The sequence below is a fragment of the Rheinheimera sp. SA_1 genome, assembly GCF_001669775.1.
Classification (GTDB): domain Bacteria; phylum Pseudomonadota; class Gammaproteobacteria; order Enterobacterales; family Alteromonadaceae; genus Pararheinheimera.
On the sequence record NZ_LXWK01000017.1, the window covers coordinates 349,647 to 372,592 of the forward strand.

A 22,946-nucleotide genomic window follows, 5' to 3' on the forward strand; every position below is an offset into this window, starting at 1 on the left:
TTGAAAACACTTGTCGCCTCCCACCTGGCCAAAAGTTATAAAGGCCGCCAGGTGGTTAAAGATGTCAGTCTGTCTGTCAATGCCGGACAGATTGTTGGTTTACTTGGCCCGAATGGCGCCGGCAAAACGACGACCTTTTATATGATTGTTGGCCTTGTCCCTTCAGACAAAGGCACGATTTCGTTGGGTGGCAAGGATATTACTTTTGATCCGATCCATGCCCGCGCCCGTCAAGGCATTGGTTATCTGCCGCAAGAGAGTTCCATTTTCCGCAAGCTGACGGTGTTTGATAATTTGATGGCCATTTTGCAAACCCGCAAAGACTTATCCGACGATCAACGGGAACAAACCGCCGACGAGCTGCTGGACGAATTTAACATCACCCATATCCGCGGCAGCCTCGGCATGAGTTTGTCCGGTGGTGAGCGGCGCAGAGTCGAAATAGCCCGAGCACTGGCCGCAAATCCTGCTTTCATTTTACTGGATGAACCTTTTGCCGGTGTTGACCCCATTTCAGTACTGGATATCAAAAAAATCATTCAACATTTGCGGAACCGCGGTATTGGCGTGTTGATCACTGACCACAATGTGCGGGAAACCCTTGATGTTTGCGAAATTGCCTACATAGTCAGTCATGGTGAACTGATAGCGTCCGGTTCACCGGCTGAGGTATTAGCAAATCAGCAGGTCAGAGATGTATACCTCGGCGAGCAATTCAGGCTATAGTTAGCAAAAAGCCAGTTCAGACTGGCCGTCAGGAGTGACCAGAAGTACATGAAGCCATCTTTACAACTCCGGCTTGGACAGCAACTTACAATGACCCCTCAACTGCAACAGGCTATTAAGCTGTTACAGTTGTCGACCATTGAATTGCAACAGGAAATACAAGAAGCGCTGGATGCTAACCCGCTGCTGGAAGCGGATGATGATTACAACAGTTACACCGAAAGCAGCAGCGCGGAAGTCACCGATGCGCGTGACCAACCTGACATTCAGTCGCAGGCCGAAACAGACAGTTACAGCAGCGATGAACATTATGATCCGGAAGTGCCTGATACCAGCGAGGCAATGACCGAACAAAACATCAAAGAAGACTTGCCGCTCGACAGTAACTGGGACGATATGGTCAGCGCCACACCGGTGGCAAATACCTATAACGGTGACGAAGATACCGTTTTCCAGGGCGAAACCAGCGAAACTCTGCAAGACTATCTGCGCTGGCAAATGCGGTTGACCCCTTTTTCTGAAACCGATTTGACCATTGCCGAAATTATTATCGAAGCCATTGATGCCAACGGTTTATTGACGATCAGCTGCGAAGACATTCTGGAGTCGCTCGGTTTACCAGATATTGAAGCCGATGAAGTTGAAGCTGTGATTAAACGCATTCAACTCTTTGATCCGGTTGGCGTTGGTGCCAGAACTATTCAAGAATGTTTATTAGTGCAACTGCGGCAATTTGACCCGGCCACCCCATTCCTTGCCGAAACTTGCGACATTATTCGAAATTACAGTGAATATTTAGCCAATAGAGATTTCCGTTCTTTGATGCGGGTGACTAGACTCAAAGAAGATGACCTGCGGGAAGTGATGCGACTCATTCACAGTCTGAACCCAAGACCTGGTGCCGACGTCATCCGTGAAGAACAGCAGTACACTGTGCCGGATGTGTCAGTGAAAAAAGTCAAAGGCCGCTGGATGGTGGAACTGAACCCGGATGCGTTCCCGAAGATTAAAATTAATGAGCAGTATGCGGCAATGTCCAGAAATGCCCGCAACTCGTCCGACAGCCAGTTTATCCGCTCGCATTTACAGGAAGCAAAATGGTTCCTGAAGAGCCTGGAGAGTCGGAACGAGACCCTGCTGAAAGTTGCCAACTGTATTGTGCAACAGCAACAAGCGTTTTTTGAACATGGCGAAGAAGCCATGAAACCGATGGTACTAAACGACGTGGCAGAAATGGTCGGCATGCACGAATCGACCATTTCACGGGTCACCACCCAGAAATTCATGCACACACCCAGAGGAATATTTGAACTTAAGTTCTTCTTCTCCAGTCATGTAAGTACGGAGAGTGGCGGTGAATGTTCATCAACCGCCATCAGGGCTTTTATTAAAAAATTGGTGGCAGCGGAAAATCCTGCAAAGCCGTTAAGCGATAGCAGGATGGCAGAAATTCTTTCTGAACAGGGCATCAACGTAGCGCGGCGGACCATCGCCAAATACCGTGAGTCTCTGTACATACCGCCGTCAAATCAGCGCAAGAGCTTGCTATAAGTGCTCACTAAAGAAGGAAATGTCTATGCAAATCAATCTAACTGGTCGTCATGTTGAAATCACTGAAGCACTGAGAGAGTATGTAGACAGCAAGTTTTCAAAACTTGAAAGGCATTTTGACCACATCAACAACGTGCATGTTGTGCTCAATGTGGAGAAATTAAAACAAATTGCCGAAGCAAAAATGCATTTAAACGGTGGAGAGGTGTTTGCAATCAGCGAAGATGATAATATGTACGCAGCCATTGACACACTGATCGACAAGCTTGATCGACAAGTCATTAAACATAAAGAAAAAATTTCTCGTCACTGATTACGGACTTATGAACCTAAGCTCAATGTTATCGAAGGACTGCACAAAAAGTGCGGTCCTTTTTAATAGTAAAAAACGCATTCTGGAATACGTCGCCGAACTTGCTCACAAGCAATTACCGCAGTTACCGGAATCCACTATTTTTGAAGCACTGATGGCCCGGGAGAAGCTGGGCTCCACCGGTATTGGTGGTGGTATTGCCATACCTCATGGCAAACTGAAAGACGTAACCAGCCCGGTGCTGGTGTTTGTCGTCAGTCAGGATGCCATTCAGTTTGATGCGATTGATAACCAGGCGGTGGATATTTTCTGTGCCATTCTGATCCCGGAAAATCAATGCCAGACGCACCTCACCACCCTCGCTGGTATTGCCCGTTTACTCAGTCAAAAAGATTTGACCCGTAAAATCAGGCATATCGGCTCTGATCAGGAGCTCTATCAGTTACTGCTCACTCACTCCGAGATGGCGGCCAGCAAATGAAACTCCTCGTCGTCAGTGGTCGCTCAGGGTCCGGTAAATCAGTCGCGTTGCGGGTGATGGAAGATTTGGGCTACTACTGTGTCGACAATATTCCGGTCAATCTGTTACCTACACTAGCAAACGCTGTCATGGGTCAGTACGAAAGGGTCGCCGTCAGTATCGACGTGCGCAACCTGCCGCAGGAGCCGGAAGAACTCACCGAAATATTGTCCTATCTGCCACGCAAAGTAGAGCTGACTATTTTATATCTGGATGCTGATCACAGCAGTCTGATAAAAAGGTTCAGTGAAACCCGCAGATTACACCCATTGTCGCACCAGGCGATGTCGCTGGATGAAGCGATTCAGCGTGAACAACAACTGTTAGACCCAATATCCAGCCGCGCCGATCTGTACATCGACACCACTGAACTGAACGTACATCAGCTAACCGAGCAGCTGCGTGAGCGTATTCTCGGCCAAAAAACCGGCCGCCTGGTGATCTTGTTTGAATCTTTTGGCTTTAAATATGGCATTCCCAAAGATGCCGATTATGTGTTTGACGCGCGCTTTTTACCCAATCCACATTGGGAACCTGAACTAAAAATATTAACTGGCCTTGATCAGCCGGTGAAAGATTATTTGGCAGCGCAGGCTGTGGTAGAAAAATACACCACCCAAATCAATCAATTTATCAGTACCTGGTTACCCGACTTAGAGCGGAATAACCGCAGTTATTTAACCATTGCCATAGGTTGTACCGGTGGTCAGCACCGTTCTGTGTATATGGTCGAGTGCCTGGCAAAAAGCTTTAGTGCGCTGCGTGAAGATGTACAAATTCGTCATCGGGAGTTGATTAGACATCATGGCAAGTAGTTTTTCCAAGACTGTAACTATCGTCAACCAATTGGGCCTGCATGCCCGCGCTGCCACCAAACTGGCGCAATTGTGTCAGCAGTTTGATGCAGGTATCGAACTGCAACAGGAAGGCCGTACCGCCGATGCCAGTAGCGTGCTGGCGTTATTGATGCTAGCCAGTAGCAAAGGCAAAACCGTCGAAGTAGTCACCCACGGCAATCAGGCGGAAGCCGCTTTGCAGTCGGTGGTGCAGCTGATAGAAAGTGGTTTTGACGAAGAATAGCATTATGGCGCAGGCTTTTTGCCAGAGGCCTGCATTAAATGCTGATTTTTGGTCACTTCAATGGCTGTAACCTTTTGATGCATTCCGGCTTTAATCAGCATATAGGCTGTCACGGGTGCTGTGATAAACAAAAACAACGCGATCAGCAGCTGCTGCAGACTTAACTCGTTTTGTACAAAGTTAAAAAACACCATCGAAGCCAACACTAAACTGCCGAGGCCAAGCGTCGTGGCTTTGGTAGGCCCATGCAGCCTGGTATAAAAATCTGGCAATTTCACCAGTGCCACTGAACCCAGCAACACAAAAACCGCTCCAATCAGCACCAGCGCTGCAATCAACCATTCAATCCCGCTCATGCCTTATCTCCACCGTTATTCAATAATATCGCCACGCAGCATAAACTTGCAGACCGCTACCGTACTGACAAATCCCAGCATGGCAATTAGCAGCGCCGCTTCAAAATGTAAGTTACTGGCGCCGTAAATACCGTAACACAGCAATAACGCGATGCTGTTAATGTACATGGTATCTAAAGCCAATAATCGATCCGGCATACTTGGGCCGCGTAATAAGCTCCACAAATTCAGCAGCAAACCCAGGCCAATCAATAACATCGCTACAAACACAATTTGCGTCAACATCCGAACATCTCCTGTAACGGTTGCTCATAACGTTGTTTAATTTCCCGCATAAGCGCGGCTTCATCTGCTAAATCAAGCACATGAATAAGCAGGAAACGCTCTCCGACATCTTCATTCGGATCATTTTGATAAGGCAAAATTTCCGCACTGACCGTGCCAGGCGTTAACGATACCGTACAGGCCAGGATCGACAAAGGCAAAGCACCACGTAACTCAAGCGGAACCATTACAAAGCCAGGCCTGAGCAGCCGGTTAGGCCCCAGCACAATCCGGATCACCTGCACATTGGCGAGCACGATATCGCCAAGCACCTTCAGCAAATACAACAGAGCCAGTCGCCAATGGGTAAAAGGGGTGTGCTTGTCACGAAAACTGGCCGTTATTAACGGGATCGCCAATGCCAGAATGGTTGCAGCGACCAGATGCACTGGCGCTAAGCTGTTGTTTAGTAACAACCAAACCACAAATAACATCACACTGCGGGCCGGAGTTGGGATGAGTTTTTCAGTCCAGCTAGCCATCATTGGTTACCTCCAGCAGTCATTACAGCAAGTGGCGTCTGCAGCTGCTGCGCTGTCGCCAGACAAAACTGCATCACGGCGTCACCGAAGATCACCAGCAGCGGACTGCATAGCAGCAAGCTCAGAACGGCATAAAGCTGCGGCAAGCTGGCGCTCTCGCTCCCTGCCTGTTGCCGGTTCAGGCGCCAGAACAAAGTACTACCAGCGCGAGTTAACGCTATTAACACCAATAAACTGCTCAATAACAGCACCGACCAGAGTGCCGCCCGCTCGGATACCTCGGTCGCCGCTTGTAAAAGCCAGATTTTGCCAACAAAACCCGACAACGGCGGCATACCAACCACCGCCAAAGCCGCCACAATAAATAAAGTTCCAAGCAACACCGGTTGTTGCAACGGTCGGCCTGAGACCAGACGATCCGCCACCGTACCTCGCTGCTGGGCGATGACATCTGCCAGCAAAAACAGGGCTGCCGCTATCAAAGTCGAGTGCAGGCAATAATAAAGTACCGCTGCAATTGCTGGCACGGTGCCAATCGCCAACACACTGATCAAACTACCAACCGACACCAGCACCAGATAGGCCACCAGCTTTTTCAGACTTTGCGCCGCCACCACACCAATCGCCGCCAGCAACAAGGTTGCCAGACCCGCCAGCCACAACAGTTGCTGACCGAAATCCTGCAGCGGATGGCCCGGTTCAGTGAACAAGGTGCCAAACACCCGTAGTAAACAATAAACGCCGATTTTGGTCATCACCGCAAACATCGCTGCTACTGCTGGCGCGGCGGACGAATAAGCAGACGGCAACCAGAAATGTAGCGGTAACACGGCGGCTTTCAGACCAAACACCAACAACAGCATACCCGCAGCTGCTTTCACCAACAGCGCCTGAGACGGCTCCAGTTGGTTGATACGCAATGCCATATCAGCAATATTCAAAGTACCCAAAACCGCATACAGCAGAGCCAGCGCTAGTAAAAATACCGCAGATCCCGCTAAATTCATCAGCACATAATGTAATCCGGCGCGCGCCCTGGCCTTGCCACCGCCATGCATCAGCAAGCCGTATGATGAAATCAGCAGCACTTCAAAAAACACAAACAGATTAAACAAATCGCCAGTCAGAAATGCACCGTTAATCCCCATTAGTAAAAAGTGCAGCAGCGGATGATAAAAAGCACCCTGGCCATCTTCGCCACCGAGGCTAAACAACCATGCCGCGAACGCCAGTACTGCGGCCAGCAGCACAAACATTGCCGCCAACCGATCGTGCACCAACACAATGCCAAAGGGTTGCGGCCAGTTACCCAATAAATAAAAACTACTAACCCCGGTCGAACTTTCGACCAGACCCAGCACACTGACCACCAGTAATAACAGCAGACCCGCGCCGCTAAACCAGCGCTGGCGCGATAACTTCGCCTGAAAAGGTGGTAATAACAGCAGCGCAGCGGTCAGCAGTGGCACTAAGATCGGCAGGATAGGCAAATGATGCATCATGCGCTGTCCTCTTGCGATTTGCCGCTATTACCGTCGACATGGTCATTACCAAGATCTGCCCGGGCGCGTATCGCCAGGATCACCAGAAAAGCGGTCATCGCAAAACCAATCACAATCGCGGTCAGCACTAAAGCTTGCGGCAGTGGATCGCTGTATATGTCAGAACGCCCCAGCACCGCCCCTTTGCCTGCTGTCAAACCACCGCTGACAAAAATGAACAGATTCACCGCATAGGACAACATGGTTAACCCCAGCATCACCGCAAAAGTTCGGGCACGTAACATCATCAGCACGCCGCAAGCAGTTAAAACACCGATCACAATCGACATCAACAGTTCCATCATGATGGCTCCTTATGCACCGGGCGGTAGCGGGTGGTGATTTTGCCAAGGTTGGCCAAAATCAGCAGACTGGCGCCGACCACGGTGAAATACACCCCTAAATCGAAGGCGATAGCGCTGGCCAGCTCAATTTGCCCAATCAGCGGCACGTCAAAATAATCAAACCAGGAGGTCAGGAAGGGTCGATCAAATAGCCAACTGGCAAGGCCAGTAACTGTCGCCAATAAAATGCCAATGGCAATTAACGTGGAATACTCCACTTTTAGCCTTGGTTTGACCCAGTCCACACCTTTGGCCACATACTGCAAAATCATCGCTACCGCAGTGATCAGACCTGCGACAAAACCGCCACCAGGCAAATTGTGGCCGCGGAAAAAGATATAAACCGAGACTATCAATGCCAGCGGTAACAGCGCCTGTGAAATCACCGCTAACAACAGTGGATGGCGATCCTTTGACCACAGCCGGCCTTCACCATCGGCACTTGCCATAAACCGCGGAATACCGGTTAGTAATTTCAGGATGCCCAGTGCCGCGATCCCCAATACCGTGATTTCACCCAAAGTATCAAAACCTCGGAAATCGACCAGGATCACATTCACTACATTGGTGCCACCGCCACCGGATTTGGCATTTTGCAGGAAATAGCTGGAAATCGATGCTGAATCATTGGTCATCATGGCGTAAGCCAGGCTGCCAACCACCACACCAATCGCCGAAGCCAGGGTAAAATCACGCACTAAATGTCCGGAGCTCGATTGTTTCACTGACTTATGCGGCAAGAAATAAAGGGCCAGCATCAACAGCACCACGGTCACCACTTCAACCGAAAGCTGCGTTAAAGCCAAATCCGGTGCCGAAAAGCGTACAAACGCCAGACTGACCATCAAGCCCACCACTGAAATCATCACCAGTGCCAACAACCGTTGCCGCACCACCATCACCGTTGCTACCGCAGCGACGATCAGCAAAATAGCGCCAACGATCACCAGCCCATCAAACGGCAAGGCTGCTCGTTGACCACGCAATTGTTGCAGCTCTAATAACGGTGCACCGGCTAAGGCCAATAAGGCTAGTAATAACAATAAGATGTAACGCTGAAAGGAGCCGTTTTCGATCTGTTCAATGCTATTGCGACAGCGCCGAACCAGCCGCTGAATGAAGGCTTCAAACCGATAAATGGCTTTGGTTTCATTAAATCCGGCCTGAAACATAAACAAAGCTTTGCGATTGATATACAAAAGAATGCCGCCAATCAAAGCCACCACACTCATCAGCAACGGCACATTCAAACCATGCCAAATCGCCAGACTATAGGCCGGCGGTGGCGCAGCCAGCACTGCTACTGCGGCTTGTTGTAGCAAACTGCCAATCATCAGTTCCGGAAACACCCCGACCAGCACACAAAGCGCTACCAGAATTTCCATCGGCACCCGCATATAACGCGGTGGCTCATGCGGCGTTTTAGTCAGTCCAATCGGCTGACCATTAAAAAACACATCGTGAATAAAACGCGCTGAATAAGCGACGGCAAAAATCGCCGCGACAGTGGCCAGCACCGGAATTAACCAGCTTAATGACCCGAGTACGCCTTGGTGGATGGTTTGGGTAAAGAACATTTCCTTGGACAAAAATCCGTTCAGCAAAGGCACCCCGGCCATCGATGCCGATGCCACCATCGCGAGTGTGGCAGTGACCGGCATAAAGCCCCATAAGCCATTGATCTTTCGCATATCCCGCGAACCGGTCTCATGGTCGATAATGCCGGCGGTCATAAACAACGAGGCTTTAAAAATGGCGTGGTTAATGATGTGGAAAATAGCGGCGACCGCAGCGAGATCGGTATCCAACCCAAGCAATAGCGTGATCAAACCTAAATGTGAGATGGTGGAATAAGCCAGTAGCCCCTTGATGTCATGCTGGAACAACGCAAAATAAGCGCCTACCAGTAAAGTGGAAAGGCCGGTCAGGGTGACGGTCAAAAACCATAAATCGGTACCTGACAACAATGGATACAGCCGCGCCAGCAGGAAAATCCCGGCTTTCACCATGGTCGCCGAATGCAAATAAGCACTGACTGGCGTGGGTGCGGCCATGGCATTGGGCAGCCAAAAATGAAATGGAAACTGCGCCGATTTGGTAAAAGCACCCAGCAATACCAGCAATAACACCACCGGATAAGCCGCATGCTGCTGTAATTTCGCGGTTTGCGGTAGTATTTCTGATAATTCGTAACTACCTAAAATCTGGCCGATCAGCAAAATACCGGCCAACAGCGCCAAGCCACCTGCTGCGGTGACGGTTAACGCCATCCGCGCGCCTTTGCGGGCGTCCGGCTGATGCGACCAGTAGCTAATCAATAAAAACGAACTGATACTGGTCAGTTCCCAGAAAAACCACATCTGCAACAAATTACCGGACAGCACAATGCCCAGCATCGCCAGCATAAACAACAACAAAAAGGCGTAAAAACGCGGCATTGAATCGCGTGTAGACAAATAATAACGGGCGTACAGAATAACCAGCAGACCGATCCCGAGGATCAGTAAGGTGAATAACAGCGACAGTCCATCCAGTTGTAAACTGAAATTCAGACCCAGGAGCGGTAACCAGGCAAAACCATACCGAATGACTTCACCTGCCAGCACATCAGGGATCAGCGGCACTAACAGCGCCAATGCCAACGCCGGAAACAACGCAACAACCAAAGCCTGATAACTGCGCGACCACTGCCTGGCTGCCAACGCCATCAGGCAGCCGAATAACGGCATTAACAAGATCCAAAACAAGGTCATCACAAATTTGGTTCCTCAGTGTTGCGAACCTTCGGCACCGTTCGGCGGTTCATTGGATGGTAGCGGTTGATGAATTACCCTTTATTTAGGTGTCAACCCTGACTATTGCAGAAAAGATATTGTCCTTTAGACGCTGATTTTAAACCGATAAACCGATAGACCGGGCGTTTTACAGGATAAAACGCCCGGTTTTACACGCATTTAGTGGCCGAGGCTACCCGCAGCACCAGGCACATAATGATGGATCCAGCCCATCTGATACATCCAACTGGTCACTTCAGGCAATAATACCGACGTACAAGTCAGACCAACAACGGTTAATACGATCGTATACGGCACTGCCATCCAGACCATTTTCATATACGACAACCGGATAAGCGGCGCTAAGGCACTGGTCAACAAGAACAGGAACGCGGCCTGACCATTCGGTGTGGCGACGCTGGGTAAATTGGTACCGGTATTAATAGCTATCGCCAGTAATTCGAATTGCTCACGGCTAATTTTTCCCGCTTCCCAGGCAGCTTTCACCTCGTTGATGTAGACCGTGCCGACAAACACGTTGTCGCTCACCATCGACAACACACCATTGGCGAGGAATAACACCGCCAGCTGTAGTTGGCCGTCAAAGGTTAATACCCAGGCAATGACTGGTGTAAACAGATGTTGGTCGATAATGACCGCTACAATCGCGAAAAATACCACCAACAAGGCTGTGAATGGCAACGCTTCTTTAAAAGCGTGGCCAATTGCATGCTCGTCAGTCACACCACAGAACGTCGTCGCCAGAATAATCACCATCAGACCGATTAAACCAACAGACGCAATATGCAGACTCAGACACAGGATCAGCAGCACGGCGATAATGCCTTGCACCCATAATTTCGCGACATCATTGGTGGTCAGTTTCGCCGTCTGATAATTATCGTAGGCCAACAACACGTCCTGTACCGCTACTGGTAATTTGATACCAAAATCAAACAGTTTAAACTTCTCGACGACTACAGTGGTCAACAAACCAGCGATCAATACCGGAATTGAAACTGCCGCCATCCGCAAGGCAAACTCGGCAAAGTCCCAGCCAACGGCGGCGGCGATAATTAAGTTTTGTGGTTCACCCACCATCGTGGATACGCCACCTAAAGCGGTACCTACCCCGGCGTGCATCAGCAAGTTCCGTAAAAATCCGCGAAAGGCGTCTAAATCACTGCGCGACAGTTCAGCCACTTCGTTGTCGGCACTGTGGTCGTGCTGATCGATAAAGCCTTTACCAGAGGAGATTTTATGGTAGATCGCATAAAAGCCGACAACGACGGCAATAATCACCGCAACAACGGTTAACGCATCTAAAAATGCCGATAAAAACGCCGACATAAAAGCAAACGCCAGCGAAATACCAATTTTTGAACGCACGCGGATCAGTAATTTGGTAAACACAAATAACAGCAGGTCTTTGACGAAGTGAATACCGGCGACCATAAACACCAGCAGCAAAATAACTTCAATATTTACCGATACTTCATGCATGACTTTTTCGGTACTAGTCATGCCCATCGCAATCGCCTGGATTGCTAATAAACCACCAGGTTGCAGCGGATAACATTTTAATGCCATCGCCAGAGTGAAAATAAATTCTATAACCAATAACCAACCGGCCACATAAGGCTGATTAATAAAGACGATTGGATTGATAAACATAAACGCGATAATGGTCAGTTTGTACCAATTTGGTGACTGCCCAAGGAAGTTTGTATAAATGGCGAGCGACATGCCTGATGCTTTCATACCTTGTACCCACAGTTTTTATTATCGATTATCGACGCTCAGAAGCGGTTCTGACCGTTCAAAGATAGCGTACCTTCGCAGCAGTGTATAAGTTTCATCAGCGTAAAAATTTAAAAAATGCTGAAAAACACTATCTATGTCAGGTTCTTATACCGAGTCAGAATGAAATTGTCTATGTCAGGCAGATGAAGATATAGCTTTAAACCATTAAATAGCAGGAAAACACGGCAGATTTCCATGACTGGAATAATTGGACTGCTGGCAACTGTAAACTTGATGTTGCCAGCATTAAATTTGGTCAACCCGCCAGAATTCAGAACGAAATCCGGTCGATCATCCATGGACCTTCAGTGAAAACTGTCGGTTATTTTTGGTTAAGCAACGACAATACAAACGCATATTCGTCAGCGACTTCAATCATCCGCGAAAAACGGCCTGACTTACCGCCATGACCGGCTTCCATATTGGTTCTGAACAACAGTGGGTTTTTATCGGTTTTATGAGTCCGCAGCTTGGCAACCCATTTTGCCGGTTCAAAATACTGCACTTGTGAATCGTGCAGACCGGTCGTCACCAGAATGGCCGGATAGCTTTGTTTTTTCACCTGATCATAAGGTGAATACGACAACATATAATCGTAATACTGTTTTTGCTTCGGATTGCCCCACTCGTCAAATTCATTGGTAGTCAGTGGGATAGACTCATCCAGCATTGTGGTCACCACATCAACAAAGGGCACATGTGCCGCCAGACCACGGTATTTTTCCGGTGCCATGTTGGCAATAGCGCCCATCAGCAAACCACCGGCACTGCCGCCCATTGCAAACACTTTATCTTTAGCCGCATATTTTTCTGCTACCAGATAATCGGTCACGGCAATAAAGTCGGTAAAGGTATTGATTTTCTTCAGCAACTTGCCATTTTCGTACCAATCACGTCCCATTTCCTGACCACCACGAATGTGTGCAATCGCGTAGACAAAACCACGGTCAACCAGCGACAACACGCTGGAGCGGAATGACGGGCTGGTGGAGCTGCCATAGGAGCCATATGCATATTGATAAAGCGGCGCAGTGCCATCTTTTTTCAGGCCTTTTTTGTACAACAGACTGACCGGAATTTTGGTGCCGTCAGCGGCAGTCGCCCACAGCCGCTCGGTTTGATATTGAGATTTGTCAAAACCGCCTAACACTTCCTGTTCTTTCAACAAGCGTTTTTCGCCGGTTTGCATATGCACTTCATAAATAGAAGGCGGTGTAGTTAACGAGGTATAACTGTAGCGCAGCCAGGCACTGTTTTGCTGCGGATTATTATCGGTTCTCGCGACATAAGCCGGTTCATCCGACGCCAGATATTGGGCTTTGCTTAAATCACTCCACGGCATGATCCGGACCCGGTTTAAGCCATCGCTAAGTTCGTTAATGGCCAAATAATCAGTAAACAACTGAAAAGAATCAATAAAAACTTTCGGGTCATGGGCCAGCAATGGCTGCCAACGGCTCCGATCACCAATCTCAGTATCTTTGACGCTCATCAACCGGAAGTTCGGCGCCTGCCAGTCGGTTTTGATGATCCAGCGATCGCCCAAATGGTCTACTTCATATTTAAAATCACGTTGCCGTGGCGCAATAGAGGTAAATTTACCGCTTTTATCCGAGCTTTTCAGCACCAGCATTTCATTGGAAACGGTACTGCCAAGCCAAATCGTCACATATTGATTGTCGTCAGTATTGCTGACGCCCATATAAAAACTGGTGTCTTTTTCTTCATAAAGTAACTCAGCACTGGCGACGTCTTTACCTAAAGTATGGCGACGAACCTTATTGCCGAGCAAAGTTTGTTTATCTTTTTCGATAAAAAACAGCTGTTTGCTGTCGGCAGACCAGGCGATTGATGCATCAATGCCGCTGATCACATCTGGCAAGTCTTTACCGGTGCGTAAATCACGGATTTTCACATTGTAGTTACGACGGCCGGTGGTATCTTCGGCATAAGCCAGTAATTGCTGATCCGGGCTGACCTGATAATTGGCAATCTGATAGAAATCTTTGCCTGCCGCCATTTTGTTCACATCAAGCATAATTTGCTCGGCGCCACCTTTGGCTGGCTTGCGGGCATAAATCGGGTACTGTTGACCGGTTTCAAAGCGACTGTAGTAGGAATAGTCACCTTTGACAGCAGGCACTGTGCTGTCATCTTGTTTAATCCGGCCGATGATTTCGTCCGCCAGTTGTTTACTCAATGCCTGGTATTGATCGGCATATTGATGATAGTACTTATTTTCCGCATTCAGGTAAGACAATACTTCCGGCGCCTGCCGCTTGTCATCCCGCAGCCAGTAGTACGGGTCCTGGCGATCGCCGTTGGCGGATTTAACGGTATAAGGTTTCATTTCGGCGATTGGTGCGGCGGCTTGTGGCGCAGCGGCGAGCTGTACACTACTGAGCATCAGAATGCCGTAGCTTAAGGTTGGAATTATTTTGGTCATGGAGGATTCTCTTCAACATTGCTTCATGTGATTATTGCTTTAAAGACATCAAAAGTTAACATAGCTAAAACACTTCAACCAGTGGCATGCGACAGATAGGCCATAATTAGCTGCTGTCGCCACAAGATGTTTTTCAGTGCAATCCCGGAAAGCTATTCACAAAAGCAAATATTTAGGCTTATATTATAAAGCTCAATAACGTAGAGACATGATCATGGCATTAATGACAGTAACTGAAGTCGCCACTTTCCTGGCCATCCAGGACATCCGGGTAGAACGGCTGGCACGTGAGAATCTGCTGGTTGCCGCAGGTAAAGACGACAATGGCAAACCAATGTTTGATGAAGAAGATGTAAAACGCTATAAAATTCTGGCCGAACGTTTAGGCGGGATTTAATCAGTACAAAGGCGGCAGCCACAGCTGCCGCAGTTTGTCACGCGCTCTTTGCGCTTTTGCTGCACCATTCGGCAAATTTTTGTACCACAACCAACAAAAACCACTATAAATCTGCTTCGCCAGCTGCAGCTTTTCCAGTAATGCAGCAGTCGCTTGCTCGCGATGTTCCAGATAATACAACAGCATTTTGCTTTCTTCGCTACGGCTCATATCCAGATTGATGGATAACGCTGCCAAATCAAAACTACTGTCCGCCAACTGACAATACTCAAAATCAATCAGCCACAATTTCTGCTGTTGCAGCAGAATATTACCACTGTGTAAGTCCATGTGACATAACACAATATCTTGAGGCAATCTGACAAATTCCTCTGCCGCGGCTAACAAACGTTGCCAATCAGCATGATCACTTTCAACCCATGATGCCGCTGGAATATCTGCTTTAAGCTGCTGCAGATAAAGCACCGCATCCAGCACCGGCGTTTGCACTTTCAGCCGGTGTAAACTCACCAGCTTATTGATCAGTTGCCACAACTCACCATGGTGTAATTGCCAGTCAAAATGCCGGCTATGGGTCAAAAATTCGCTGACCAGCATCCGCTGATGATTGTTTAGACACAAAGGCGCCGGTGCTACATCCACCGCTGCAGCCGCATGTTGGCAGCGCAGCTCTTGTTGCCGACAAACCCCCTCTACAAAAGGCGCATAATGCCGCAGCAAATAATGCCCGCGATGGGTATGAATATAATAATTATCGTTAGTGCTGCTGGCCGCCAGCTTTTGCAACGCCAGCGGCTGATGATTGGCAAAAAACTCTAACCGCTGACACAGATGCCAGATTTGTTGCTCTGTTGAAGTTGATAACTGCTGCGCCATGCCAGATACCCCACCGCGGCTATCACGGTATAAATCACGAAAAGTGCACTGAAGAAATACAAATCTTTTTGCAGGTACATATAAATAGACGCTGCATCAATCACCACCCAGTACAACCAGTTTGACAGTACTTTTTTCGCCACTAACCAGGTGCTTACCACTGCAAAACAACTGATTTGTGAGCCTAAATAAGCAAAATCAGTATCAGTGTAACTGGCCATCAGATAACCCATCAGTAACCCAACCGCGCTGGTCGCTGCGATCAGTTTCAGATGCGGCCACAAGCCCCATTCGTTGACGATTTGCGGCACGCCATGGCTTTGTTTGGTCAGCCGTTGCCAGTTCAGCCAACCATAAATCGCCATGCCGGCATAATACAACTGCAATAGCGCATCGGTAAACAGCTGAGATTGCAGCATAATTTGTAAGGTCAATACCGTACTGACAAAAGCTGCCGGCCAACACCATAAACTATGCCGGATCGCCAGCACCGTATATGACAACGCCATCAACGTTGCCATCAACTCCAGGCTGGTTTGCAGTTGCCAGCCACTGATCACGCCACTGAGTAATTCAGTCATGGTCGTAAGTCACCATGAATAAACTTCACCACAAACACCACTTTGCCATAACGCTCAAACGACCAGCGAATGCAATGCTGTAAAGCCTGCATCACCGCATCATAGTCACCAAACACCTGGGTACTCATGGTATTGGTCAGCACTGTTAAGCCTGGCTGCAGATTCAGCTCTTCGATAAAACCCAGGATCGGCGGAATATACTCGGTCGACAGTGGATATTTACTGATTTCAATCGATAGTTGCATCATAACCTCTTAAAACTGATAACTGGCGCTGACACCAATACGGCGCGGCTCACCAAATTGTTCGTACACGTGATCTTCATATTCATCCCGCGGGTCGTTGCCAAAATAGAAACCACGCACGCCATACTCTTCATTGAGTGCATTGCGGCTCCAGATAGCTAACTCAAGCTCGTCCAACTGGTAACTGACTTTCAGATTCAGCAAATTCATGTTGTCAGAACGCGCCTGATGCGAGTCCGAATAATAATATGCCGCTTTATGTTGTACCCCACCATGCACTGTTACCGCGTCAGTGGCCAGCCATTCCAGCGCCAGACTGAATTGTTGTTGCGGCGCATGTGCTTGTTCGCGGCCAGTCATGTCGACACCTTTGTCATTCACAAAATCGCGGATTTCGCTGTGCAGCAGGCTAGCGTTGGCAAATAACACCAGCGCAGGGTTAATTTGCAGGCGATTTTCCATTTCCAGACCGTAATTACGGCCGCTGCCGGCATTGGCCAGGAACCCGATAAACTTGGTGCCACGGTTGATCCAGGAATTTACCTGCATATCGTCACGCCACATATAAAAGGCGGCAACGCGACTGACCAATTGCTGTTCGGCCGTCGATGCTTTCACACCAAATTCGGTATTCCACAGCGCTTCAGGGCCAAAAGTTGGTCGTTGCTGCAATTGCGCCGCAATATCAGCAAATTCCGGGTCAACAGCTTTTGCCAGGGCTTCGCCGTTGACGCCACCCACTTTGTAACCGCGAGATGCCAAACCGTAAATCAGCGCTTGCGGCGCCAGTTGATAGTCCAGGCTGAGTTTACCGCCCCACATCCAGTCGTCGCCTTGTTGCACGATGAGATTCGAATCCTGATAGTCATCGTTGTAACGCTCAGCCCGGGCTCCGGCAGTCAGTGTTAAATCCGGCGCAATTTGCTGTCGATATTCGCCATACCAGGCCAGATTTGTGCGCTTTAACTCACTTTGAAAGCGTGAGACTGTCTTGGCGAAATTATCAGCATAGTTGCGTGTGAGATCAGTTTGTTGTGAACTGGCGTAAAAACCTGACACCCAGCTGCCGTCTTTCGCCAGCCAGCGCTGATCAATGCTCTGAGATTTCCGGTCACGTAAATATTGGTCGGTGGTGGAGTAGGCCCAGGGATGGATGATTTGAAAACTCCAGTCTTCATCAAAACCATAATCAGATTTGGCGTCCAGCAAGCTCAGCTGAGTATGTGAATCAGCCACAGTCCAGCCGGTATAACTGGCTTTGAAGGCACCCGCCTTAATATCCTGCTTGTCTTGACCGGGTTGGTCTGAAAGCGTGACTCTATTGCGATCCAGCGAAAACGCATCATAGCCATTATCGACATCATGCCAATTCAACAGCACATCAAGCGTCAGCGTATCGGCAGCAACCACCCGTACTTTGCCATGTAGATGGGTTTCATCAATATTGTTGGTGTCTTTGCGATGTAGATATTGGTTCTGAATAAAACCATCAGAGGACTGATGCTCGGCCGCAACACGATAGGCGACTGTGTCAGAAATTTTGTCGTTATGAATCAGGCTCAGCTGGCTGCTGTGGTAGTTGGCAAGGGTTGCCGCAAGCTTGGTTTCCCGTTCAAACTGTGGATCTTGCGACACAAAATTCAGCATGCCTGCCATCGCATTGGCACCAAAACGGGTCGCTTCCGGGCCGCGGAACACTTCCAGTTGTTGCAAATCCAGCAATGAGGGTAAACCGAGTAGGGAATAATCGATGCCGTCGACCAATAAACCAACTGATGGATTAATGGTATCCACAAATTCGCTGCGCTCGCCAATGCCCCGAACCTGCAAATGGCGGCCACGCGAAGCGCCGGCAGCGAAATTCACATTGCCAATTTGCTGAAGTAAATCATCAAGATGTTGCGACGACTGTCGTTTGGCGTCTAGCTCTGAAACGACAGCGAGGCTGCCAGAGATTTGTTGAACCGAACTTTTCCGGAAATCGCCTTTGATGGAGATGCGTTCAATGTCAGCTGATTTGGCGGCAGCTTCGGTCGTATCAGCAAATACCGGAAAAACCAGTGCACCGTTGACGGACAAAGCAAGAGCGGGGACCGATAAAGCAAGAAAGGCAGGTTTTAAACGCATCAACAGACGACTCCAAGTTAAATTGAAGGATCATCCGCGTATAAGGAAGTCAAAGACACCATCCCTCCGCCGGTATGATCCGGATCAGGTTCTTAGGGTTCGCCTTGCGGCATCTCAGCTTTCGCACCCCTTGGTTTTGCGCGGCAGTGTAGCGGCTTTTGTAGCAGGTCGCAACTGTGGGTCGACAACAGTAAGCCTGGATTCGTGATTGGGAGCTGCACCCGGCAGAAACTGGCGCGACTGTGAAAATCAGCTAACTTTAACGGAACACTCTTCAGGCATGTATGATAAGAAAAGGATTAATATGACAAAAAGCTTTTTTATATTCATAGCTTTGGGACTTTTATCAAGCCATGCTGTGTTGGCAGAAAATGCAGATGAAGTGGTTTACTCGACTGAAGGTTATTGTGTATTGGGTAATGAAGGGGTTTCTGAAGATTACCTCAAAGCCTATGCTAAAAAATTAGGGACAACGCCTTCAATGCGCCTGTGCCATAGTTTTAAAGAAATAGTTGCTGAAGCCCGGCCAAAAGATTGGGACTATCCAGAAGGACGAGCGTACCCTGGCAGTGTCGTCATCTTAAGCCAGTCGCAGGTGACCTTGCTGAAATCGCTGAAAAAGACTGAACAATAATGTGCCGATAACCCGCAGCTTCAATAGCCAGCGCAAGGTTTCCCCACTAGAAATGTTATTGCTGAATATAATTATCCGAGGTGTATAAGGCACTGATATGATAGCCCTTTAGTAGACGCAGTTTCAGAGGATGAAGTCTGATGTTACAGAAAAAATCCACACTCATGTTCATATTTGGTACCACTCTAATGCTGTCAGGTCCGAGTCTGGCTGAGACTGGTTGCGTTGCAGTGGATCCCAAACAACCATTGCCAGAATCTTCGTCAGCACGAACGATCAGCAAAATAAGCTACATCCGCCATGATATTTTTGATTTAAGTCATCCGCAGACGGTCTGGTTCCATCGGTTTGCCAATGAGTATCATGTGATCACCACTGAACCGACTATCCGCGATGACGTGCTTTTTCGCGAAGGCGAACCTCTGGATTTAGCAGTGCTGGCTGAGACCGAACGCTTGTTACGTAGTCGTCGTTATCTGCGCCAGGCTGAAGTTCAGGTTACAGAGTATTGTGAAGATAATCAGAGTGTTGTCGTGACCGTGAGTACATGGGACAACTGGTCACTATTGCCAAAAATCTCCCTTGGCCACGAAGGTGGTGAAACAAAATCAAACATCGGCTTTGCCGAGGACAATCTGCTCGGTACCGGTAATCAACTGCAGGCCGAGTATTTCAACGACAGCGAACGTGATGGCTATCAGCTCAGGTTTTTATCGCCAAATATTGGCGGTAGCCATTGGCAAACCGCGGTGCAATACGCCGACAATTCTGACGGAGAAAGTTATCAGTTCCAGCTGAATAAGCCCTTTTACCGGATCAGTTCGGATTGGGCTTTTAACTTTGAATTATCCAAAGAAATCAAAGATATCAGTGAGTACGAACTTGGTGATGAATACAATGAATATCGGAGCAACCGCGATTATGCCGAAGTCAGTGGTGGCTGGAAAATCAGTCAGTATGACAATCAGGTGCAACATCTGAATGTTGGGGTAACGCTGGATGATCATCATTTTTTACCCAATGACGACTCAACGCGACCACCACCAACCGACCGCGATTTATCGCAAATTTGGGTTGGATGGGACTGGTTTCAATCTGATTATCAAAAAATGTTCAATTTTTTCCAGTTTAATAAAGTTGAAGATATCAACTTTGGCTGGCAAGCCAGCGTCCGGCTGGGTAAGTTAAATCAAGGCCTGGGTGCTTACACGACTGGCTGGAATCTACAGGCAACTCTGGCCAAAAACTGGCAGCTTACGCCAGTCAGCTGGCTGACTTATCGCAGTGAATACAAACAATTAGAAGGAAAAGAGCTCGCCAGCCAACAGCTGTTTAGCAATCAGTTGCGACACATTTATCATCTGTCCGATAACCAGGTCTGGATCAGCCAATTCCAATGGAATGTCGGTAAAAACCTGTTCCGTGATCAACGTATCACCATCGGTGGAGATGACGGCATGCGGGCTTTTCCGCTTTATTATCAAACAGGTAATAAATCGGCGATAGCATCGACTGAATATCGTTACATCACTTCGTGGCATTTGTATCAATTGGTGGATGTAGCATTGGCGGCTTTTGTCGATGCGGGGCGCGCCTGGGACAATCCAGATCGCACGACACCGATCGATAATGATACTTTATATGGCTATGGTGTCGGCATCAGGTTGTTACCAAGCCACGCCAGTCGCGGCAGTATTATCAGTATCGATTTGTCAAAACCCGTCACGGATAACCCGGAACTATCGGGCTGGCGCTGGCGGTTAATCGCGAAACGGGAATTCTGATAATCGCGCTGCCGGAGCTATTATTGCTGGCATGTCGGACAAAATACCGTACTGCGTTGGCCGAGCCGCAACTCGGTCAGCGGGGTTGCGCATTGCAGACAAGGTTGGCTGCCACGACCGTAAACCAACAATTCTTGTTTAAAATAACCGGGTTTGCCATCAACCTGACTGAAATCTTTTAGAGTAGTGCCGCCTTGTTCTATGGCACTGGCGAGCGTTTGTTTCACCACAGCGACCAACACATCACATTGCGCCAAGGTCAGCTCTTTGGCCGGTTTGGTCGGCAAAATCGCTGCTTTAAACAAAGCTTCATTAGCATAAATATTCCCAACGCCAACGACTACATGATTGTCCATCAGCACTAATTTGACCGCAGCACTGCGTTTTTTAAAATTCTGATGTAAATGTTCAGCAGTAAATACAGTGGTCAGCGGCTCTGGCCCAAGCGACGCCAGCATTGGGTGAGTTTCACCTTTGGCCTGCCACAACACCGCGCCAAAGCGTCTTGTGTCATTCAACCGCAGCAATGTTTGATTATCCAGCAACCAGTCAACATGGTCATGTTTACCGGGTGTGGTACTTGCTGGCAGCATTTTGAGATTCCCGGACATGCCTAAATGGATCAGGATGTCGCCTGCCGGTAAATGCAACAACAGGTATTTCGCGCGCCGAGACACTCCGAGTAGCGGCTGATCCCGTAATTCGATCACTTCATCAGGCACCAGCCAGCGTAACTGCCGTTGCCGCACCACGACCTGCTGTAAACGACGATGCTGCAAATGTGGCGTGATGCCAAGTCTGGACACTTCAACTTCTGGTAATTCTGGCATCAGGGCCTCTGTTTTTCCGTTGGATGACTTAGTGACGCGGGGATCAGTTGTTCTGCCTGTGACGTCGTCACCTGAAATATGTCGACAAAACCTTGTTTTTTAAGATAAAAATCTCTGCCATTTTGATAAAGCCCCCACTGCGACACGTTGGCATCTCCAGCCAGCAGCACCCCCACCTGACGGACGGGTTGCGGCGAAAGCTCAATCTGTTGTGGCCAGGGTTTTAATTCGGTTTGTTGCCATAATTCCGCTAATTCGGCCGGATTGATCCGATCATCCACCACGGGCTGAAAGCGCCAGACCGGGCCCGCCTGATGTAAATCAGTACGATCAAACTGTAATTGCACCAGCACATAACCATCTGGCACCAGTTTAAAAGACTGCAAATGTTGCTGCCGTAAAGTCATCAAGTGTTTTGGCGCAAAATAAAACAACAGCAGCATTGCTAACACGCTGTAAATAATTACATTATTCCAACCACGACGACTCAGAGCCATGATAAATACCCAAAATTGAATGCAATTGCAGTGTAATTCATTGCGTCAAATTCAACTAGCGGCCATCTATGCCCAAAAGTAAAATTCGCGGCGATAGAGGTGTGAATATCCGAAGTGCAATAATGCTGCTCAAAGACTGTCGGACTGCTGTTACTAAGTCGATAGAGTACGATGCGTTTCTCAGACCGACGCAATTGAAGTTTTGAAGTTTTGAAGTTTTGAAGGTTTGAAGGTTTGAAGGTTTGAAGGCGTTAGAAACACAAAACCCGGCAGATGCCGGGTTTTGCTTATTCGATTACTTGATTTTCGCTTCTTTGAAAATCACGTGCTTACGCACTTTAGGATCGAACTTTTTGATTTCCATCTTTTCTGGCATGGTGCGCTTGTTTTTATCAGTAGTATAAAAAAAGCCAGTGCCAGCAGTAGAAACTAAACGAATTTTATCGCGCATTTTCTAATCCTTAAACCTTTTGACCTTGCTTACGCAGATCTGCTAAAACTGCATCGATACCATTTTTATCGATGATACGCATAGCGCGCGTAGTTAAGCGCAGAGATACGAAACGGTTTTCGCTTTCAACCCAGAAACGGTGAGTTTGCAGGTTAGGCAGGAAACGGCGCTTTGTTGCGTTGTTGGCGTGTGAACGACGGTTACCTACCATCGGACCTTTACCAGTAATTTGGCATACTCTTGACATGTCGGTGTTTCTCCAAA

General features: G+C 48.4%; 25 protein-coding genes and 1 riboswitch. Of the genes, 9 read left to right on the forward strand and 16 right to left on the reverse strand.

Going from position 1 to position 22,946, the window contains the following annotated elements; all coding sequences use genetic code 11:
* From lptB to A5320_RS17125, 6 genes are read left to right on the forward strand one after another with little or no spacing between them, the layout of a single operon-like run.
* Nucleotides 1–726: an LPS export ABC transporter ATP-binding protein gene (lptB, locus tag A5320_RS17100; protein ID WP_068067698.1), complete on the forward strand. Its 726-nt coding sequence runs from the start codon at nt 1–3 to the stop codon at nt 724–726.
* A gap of 48 nt (nt 727–774) precedes the next feature.
* Nucleotides 775–2,277 (forward strand): RNA polymerase factor sigma-54, encoded by a 1,503-nt coding sequence (locus A5320_RS17105; protein WP_068067701.1) that lies wholly within the window; start codon nt 775–777, stop codon nt 2,275–2,277.
* Between the two features lie 25 nt (nt 2,278–2,302).
* Entirely contained in the window at nt 2,303–2,590 is a 288-nt protein-coding gene (gene hpf, locus A5320_RS17110) for a ribosome hibernation promoting factor (protein ID WP_068067705.1), read from the forward strand.
* A 25-nt stretch (nt 2,591–2,615) separates the two neighbouring features.
* Nucleotides 2,616–3,071, forward strand: a complete 456-nt coding sequence (gene ptsN / locus A5320_RS17115; RefSeq protein ID WP_082971844.1) for a PTS IIA-like nitrogen regulatory protein PtsN — start codon at nt 2,616–2,618, stop codon at nt 3,069–3,071.
* Nucleotides 3,068–3,925: an RNase adapter RapZ gene (gene rapZ, locus A5320_RS17120; protein WP_068067711.1), complete on the forward strand. Its 858-nt coding sequence runs from the start codon at nt 3,068–3,070 to the stop codon at nt 3,923–3,925. The genes ptsN and rapZ overlap by 4 nt, the downstream gene beginning before the upstream one ends.
* Complete coding sequence (locus A5320_RS17125) at nt 3,915–4,190, forward strand: HPr family phosphocarrier protein (RefSeq protein WP_068067714.1); 276 nt, start codon at nt 3,915–3,917, stop codon at nt 4,188–4,190. Before rapZ ends, A5320_RS17125 begins: the two co-directional genes overlap by 11 nt.
* A 2-nt stretch (nt 4,191–4,192) precedes the next feature.
* Here A5320_RS17125 and A5320_RS17130 read toward each other — a convergent pair whose 3' ends face one another.
* The 8 genes from A5320_RS17130 to A5320_RS17170 form a co-directional block, all read right to left on the reverse strand.
* A complete protein-coding gene (locus tag A5320_RS17130; RefSeq protein WP_068067717.1) occupies nt 4,193–4,546 on the reverse strand; it encodes a Na+/H+ antiporter subunit G in 354 nt (117 codons plus the stop codon).
* A 15-nt stretch (nt 4,547–4,561) separates the two neighbouring features.
* Nucleotides 4,562–4,831 carry a K+/H+ antiporter subunit F gene (locus tag A5320_RS17135; RefSeq protein WP_068067720.1) on the reverse strand — a complete coding sequence of 90 codons (270 nt, stop codon included), beginning with the start codon at nt 4,829–4,831 and terminating at the stop codon, nt 4,562–4,564.
* A complete protein-coding gene (locus A5320_RS17140) occupies nt 4,825–5,355 on the reverse strand; it encodes a Na+/H+ antiporter subunit E (protein WP_068067723.1) in 531 nt (176 codons plus the stop codon). Before A5320_RS17140 ends, A5320_RS17135 begins: the two co-directional genes overlap by 7 nt.
* Nucleotides 5,352–6,854, reverse strand: coding sequence for a monovalent cation/H+ antiporter subunit D (locus tag A5320_RS17145; protein WP_068067726.1), 1,503 nt, complete (start codon nt 6,852–6,854; stop codon nt 5,352–5,354). The genes A5320_RS17140 and A5320_RS17145 overlap by 4 nt, the downstream gene beginning before the upstream one ends.
* Nucleotides 6,851–7,195 carry a Na+/H+ antiporter subunit C gene (locus tag A5320_RS17150; protein ID WP_068068183.1) on the reverse strand — a complete coding sequence of 115 codons (345 nt, stop codon included), beginning with the start codon at nt 7,193–7,195 and terminating at the stop codon, nt 6,851–6,853. Before A5320_RS17150 ends, A5320_RS17145 begins: the two co-directional genes overlap by 4 nt.
* Nucleotides 7,195–9,990: a monovalent cation/H+ antiporter subunit A gene (locus A5320_RS17155; RefSeq protein WP_068067729.1), complete on the reverse strand. Its 2,796-nt coding sequence runs from the start codon at nt 9,988–9,990 to the stop codon at nt 7,195–7,197. The genes A5320_RS17150 and A5320_RS17155 overlap by 1 nt, the downstream gene beginning before the upstream one ends.
* Before the next feature lie 201 nt (nt 9,991–10,191).
* Nucleotides 10,192–11,772: a sodium/proton antiporter NhaB gene (nhaB, locus tag A5320_RS17160; RefSeq protein ID WP_068067733.1), complete on the reverse strand. Its 1,581-nt coding sequence runs from the start codon at nt 11,770–11,772 to the stop codon at nt 10,192–10,194.
* Between the two features lie 364 nt (nt 11,773–12,136).
* Nucleotides 12,137–14,260: a S9 family peptidase gene (locus tag A5320_RS17170; RefSeq protein WP_068067740.1), complete on the reverse strand. Its 2,124-nt coding sequence runs from the start codon at nt 14,258–14,260 to the stop codon at nt 12,137–12,139.
* A 214-nt stretch (nt 14,261–14,474) separates the two neighbouring features.
* Between A5320_RS17170 and A5320_RS17175 the strand changes: the two genes are divergently transcribed.
* Nucleotides 14,475–14,657, forward strand: a complete 183-nt coding sequence (locus A5320_RS17175; protein WP_068068185.1) for a helix-turn-helix domain-containing protein — start codon at nt 14,475–14,477, stop codon at nt 14,655–14,657.
* On the opposite strand, the gene A5320_RS17180 is transcribed toward A5320_RS17175, so the two are convergent.
* From A5320_RS17180 to A5320_RS17195, 4 genes are read right to left on the reverse strand one after another with little or no spacing between them, the layout of a single operon-like run.
* The gene (locus A5320_RS17180) at nt 14,658–15,533 is read right to left on the reverse strand and encodes a phosphotransferase family protein (RefSeq protein ID WP_068067743.1); all 876 of its coding nucleotides are present in this window, start codon (nt 15,531–15,533) and stop codon (nt 14,658–14,660) included.
* A complete protein-coding gene (gene pnuC / locus A5320_RS17185; protein WP_068067747.1) occupies nt 15,473–16,114 on the reverse strand; it encodes a nicotinamide riboside transporter PnuC in 642 nt (213 codons plus the stop codon). The genes A5320_RS17180 and pnuC overlap by 61 nt, the downstream gene beginning before the upstream one ends.
* The gene (locus A5320_RS17190) at nt 16,111–16,359 is read right to left on the reverse strand and encodes a hypothetical protein (RefSeq protein ID WP_068067751.1); all 249 of its coding nucleotides are present in this window, start codon (nt 16,357–16,359) and stop codon (nt 16,111–16,113) included. The genes pnuC and A5320_RS17190 overlap by 4 nt, the downstream gene beginning before the upstream one ends.
* Nucleotides 16,360–16,368: 9 nt before the next feature.
* Nucleotides 16,369–18,486, reverse strand: coding sequence for a TonB-dependent receptor (locus tag A5320_RS17195; RefSeq protein WP_068067753.1), 2,118 nt, complete (start codon nt 18,484–18,486; stop codon nt 16,369–16,371).
* Nucleotides 18,487–18,530: 44 nt separating this feature from the next.
* Nucleotides 18,531–18,627: riboswitch (TPP riboswitch) on the reverse strand.
* A gap of 163 nt (nt 18,628–18,790) precedes the next feature.
* Here A5320_RS17195 and A5320_RS17200 point away from each other — a divergent pair.
* Nucleotides 18,791–19,120 carry a hypothetical protein gene (locus tag A5320_RS17200; RefSeq protein ID WP_068067756.1) on the forward strand — a complete coding sequence of 110 codons (330 nt, stop codon included), beginning with the start codon at nt 18,791–18,793 and terminating at the stop codon, nt 19,118–19,120.
* A 188-nt stretch (nt 19,121–19,308) separates the two neighbouring features.
* On the forward strand, nt 19,309–20,904 hold the full coding sequence (locus A5320_RS17205; RefSeq protein ID WP_197490158.1) for a BamA/TamA family outer membrane protein: 1,596 nt from the start codon (nt 19,309–19,311) through the stop codon (nt 20,902–20,904).
* Between the two features lie 20 nt (nt 20,905–20,924).
* Here A5320_RS17205 and mutM read toward each other — a convergent pair whose 3' ends face one another.
* The 4 genes from mutM to rpmB form a co-directional block, all read right to left on the reverse strand.
* The gene (mutM, locus tag A5320_RS17210; protein ID WP_068067762.1) at nt 20,925–21,734 is read right to left on the reverse strand and encodes a bifunctional DNA-formamidopyrimidine glycosylase/DNA-(apurinic or apyrimidinic site) lyase; all 810 of its coding nucleotides are present in this window, start codon (nt 21,732–21,734) and stop codon (nt 20,925–20,927) included.
* Nucleotides 21,734–22,231 (reverse strand): hypothetical protein, encoded by a 498-nt coding sequence (locus A5320_RS17215; RefSeq protein ID WP_068067764.1) that lies wholly within the window; start codon nt 22,229–22,231, stop codon nt 21,734–21,736. Before A5320_RS17215 ends, mutM begins: the two co-directional genes overlap by 1 nt.
* A 295-nt stretch (nt 22,232–22,526) precedes the next feature.
* Nucleotides 22,527–22,682: a 50S ribosomal protein L33 gene (rpmG, locus tag A5320_RS17220; RefSeq protein ID WP_068067767.1), complete on the reverse strand. Its 156-nt coding sequence runs from the start codon at nt 22,680–22,682 to the stop codon at nt 22,527–22,529.
* A gap of 10 nt (nt 22,683–22,692) precedes the next feature.
* Nucleotides 22,693–22,929 carry a 50S ribosomal protein L28 gene (gene rpmB / locus A5320_RS17225; protein WP_068067773.1) on the reverse strand — a complete coding sequence of 79 codons (237 nt, stop codon included), beginning with the start codon at nt 22,927–22,929 and terminating at the stop codon, nt 22,693–22,695.
* Between the last annotated feature and the right edge of the window lie 17 nt (nt 22,930–22,946).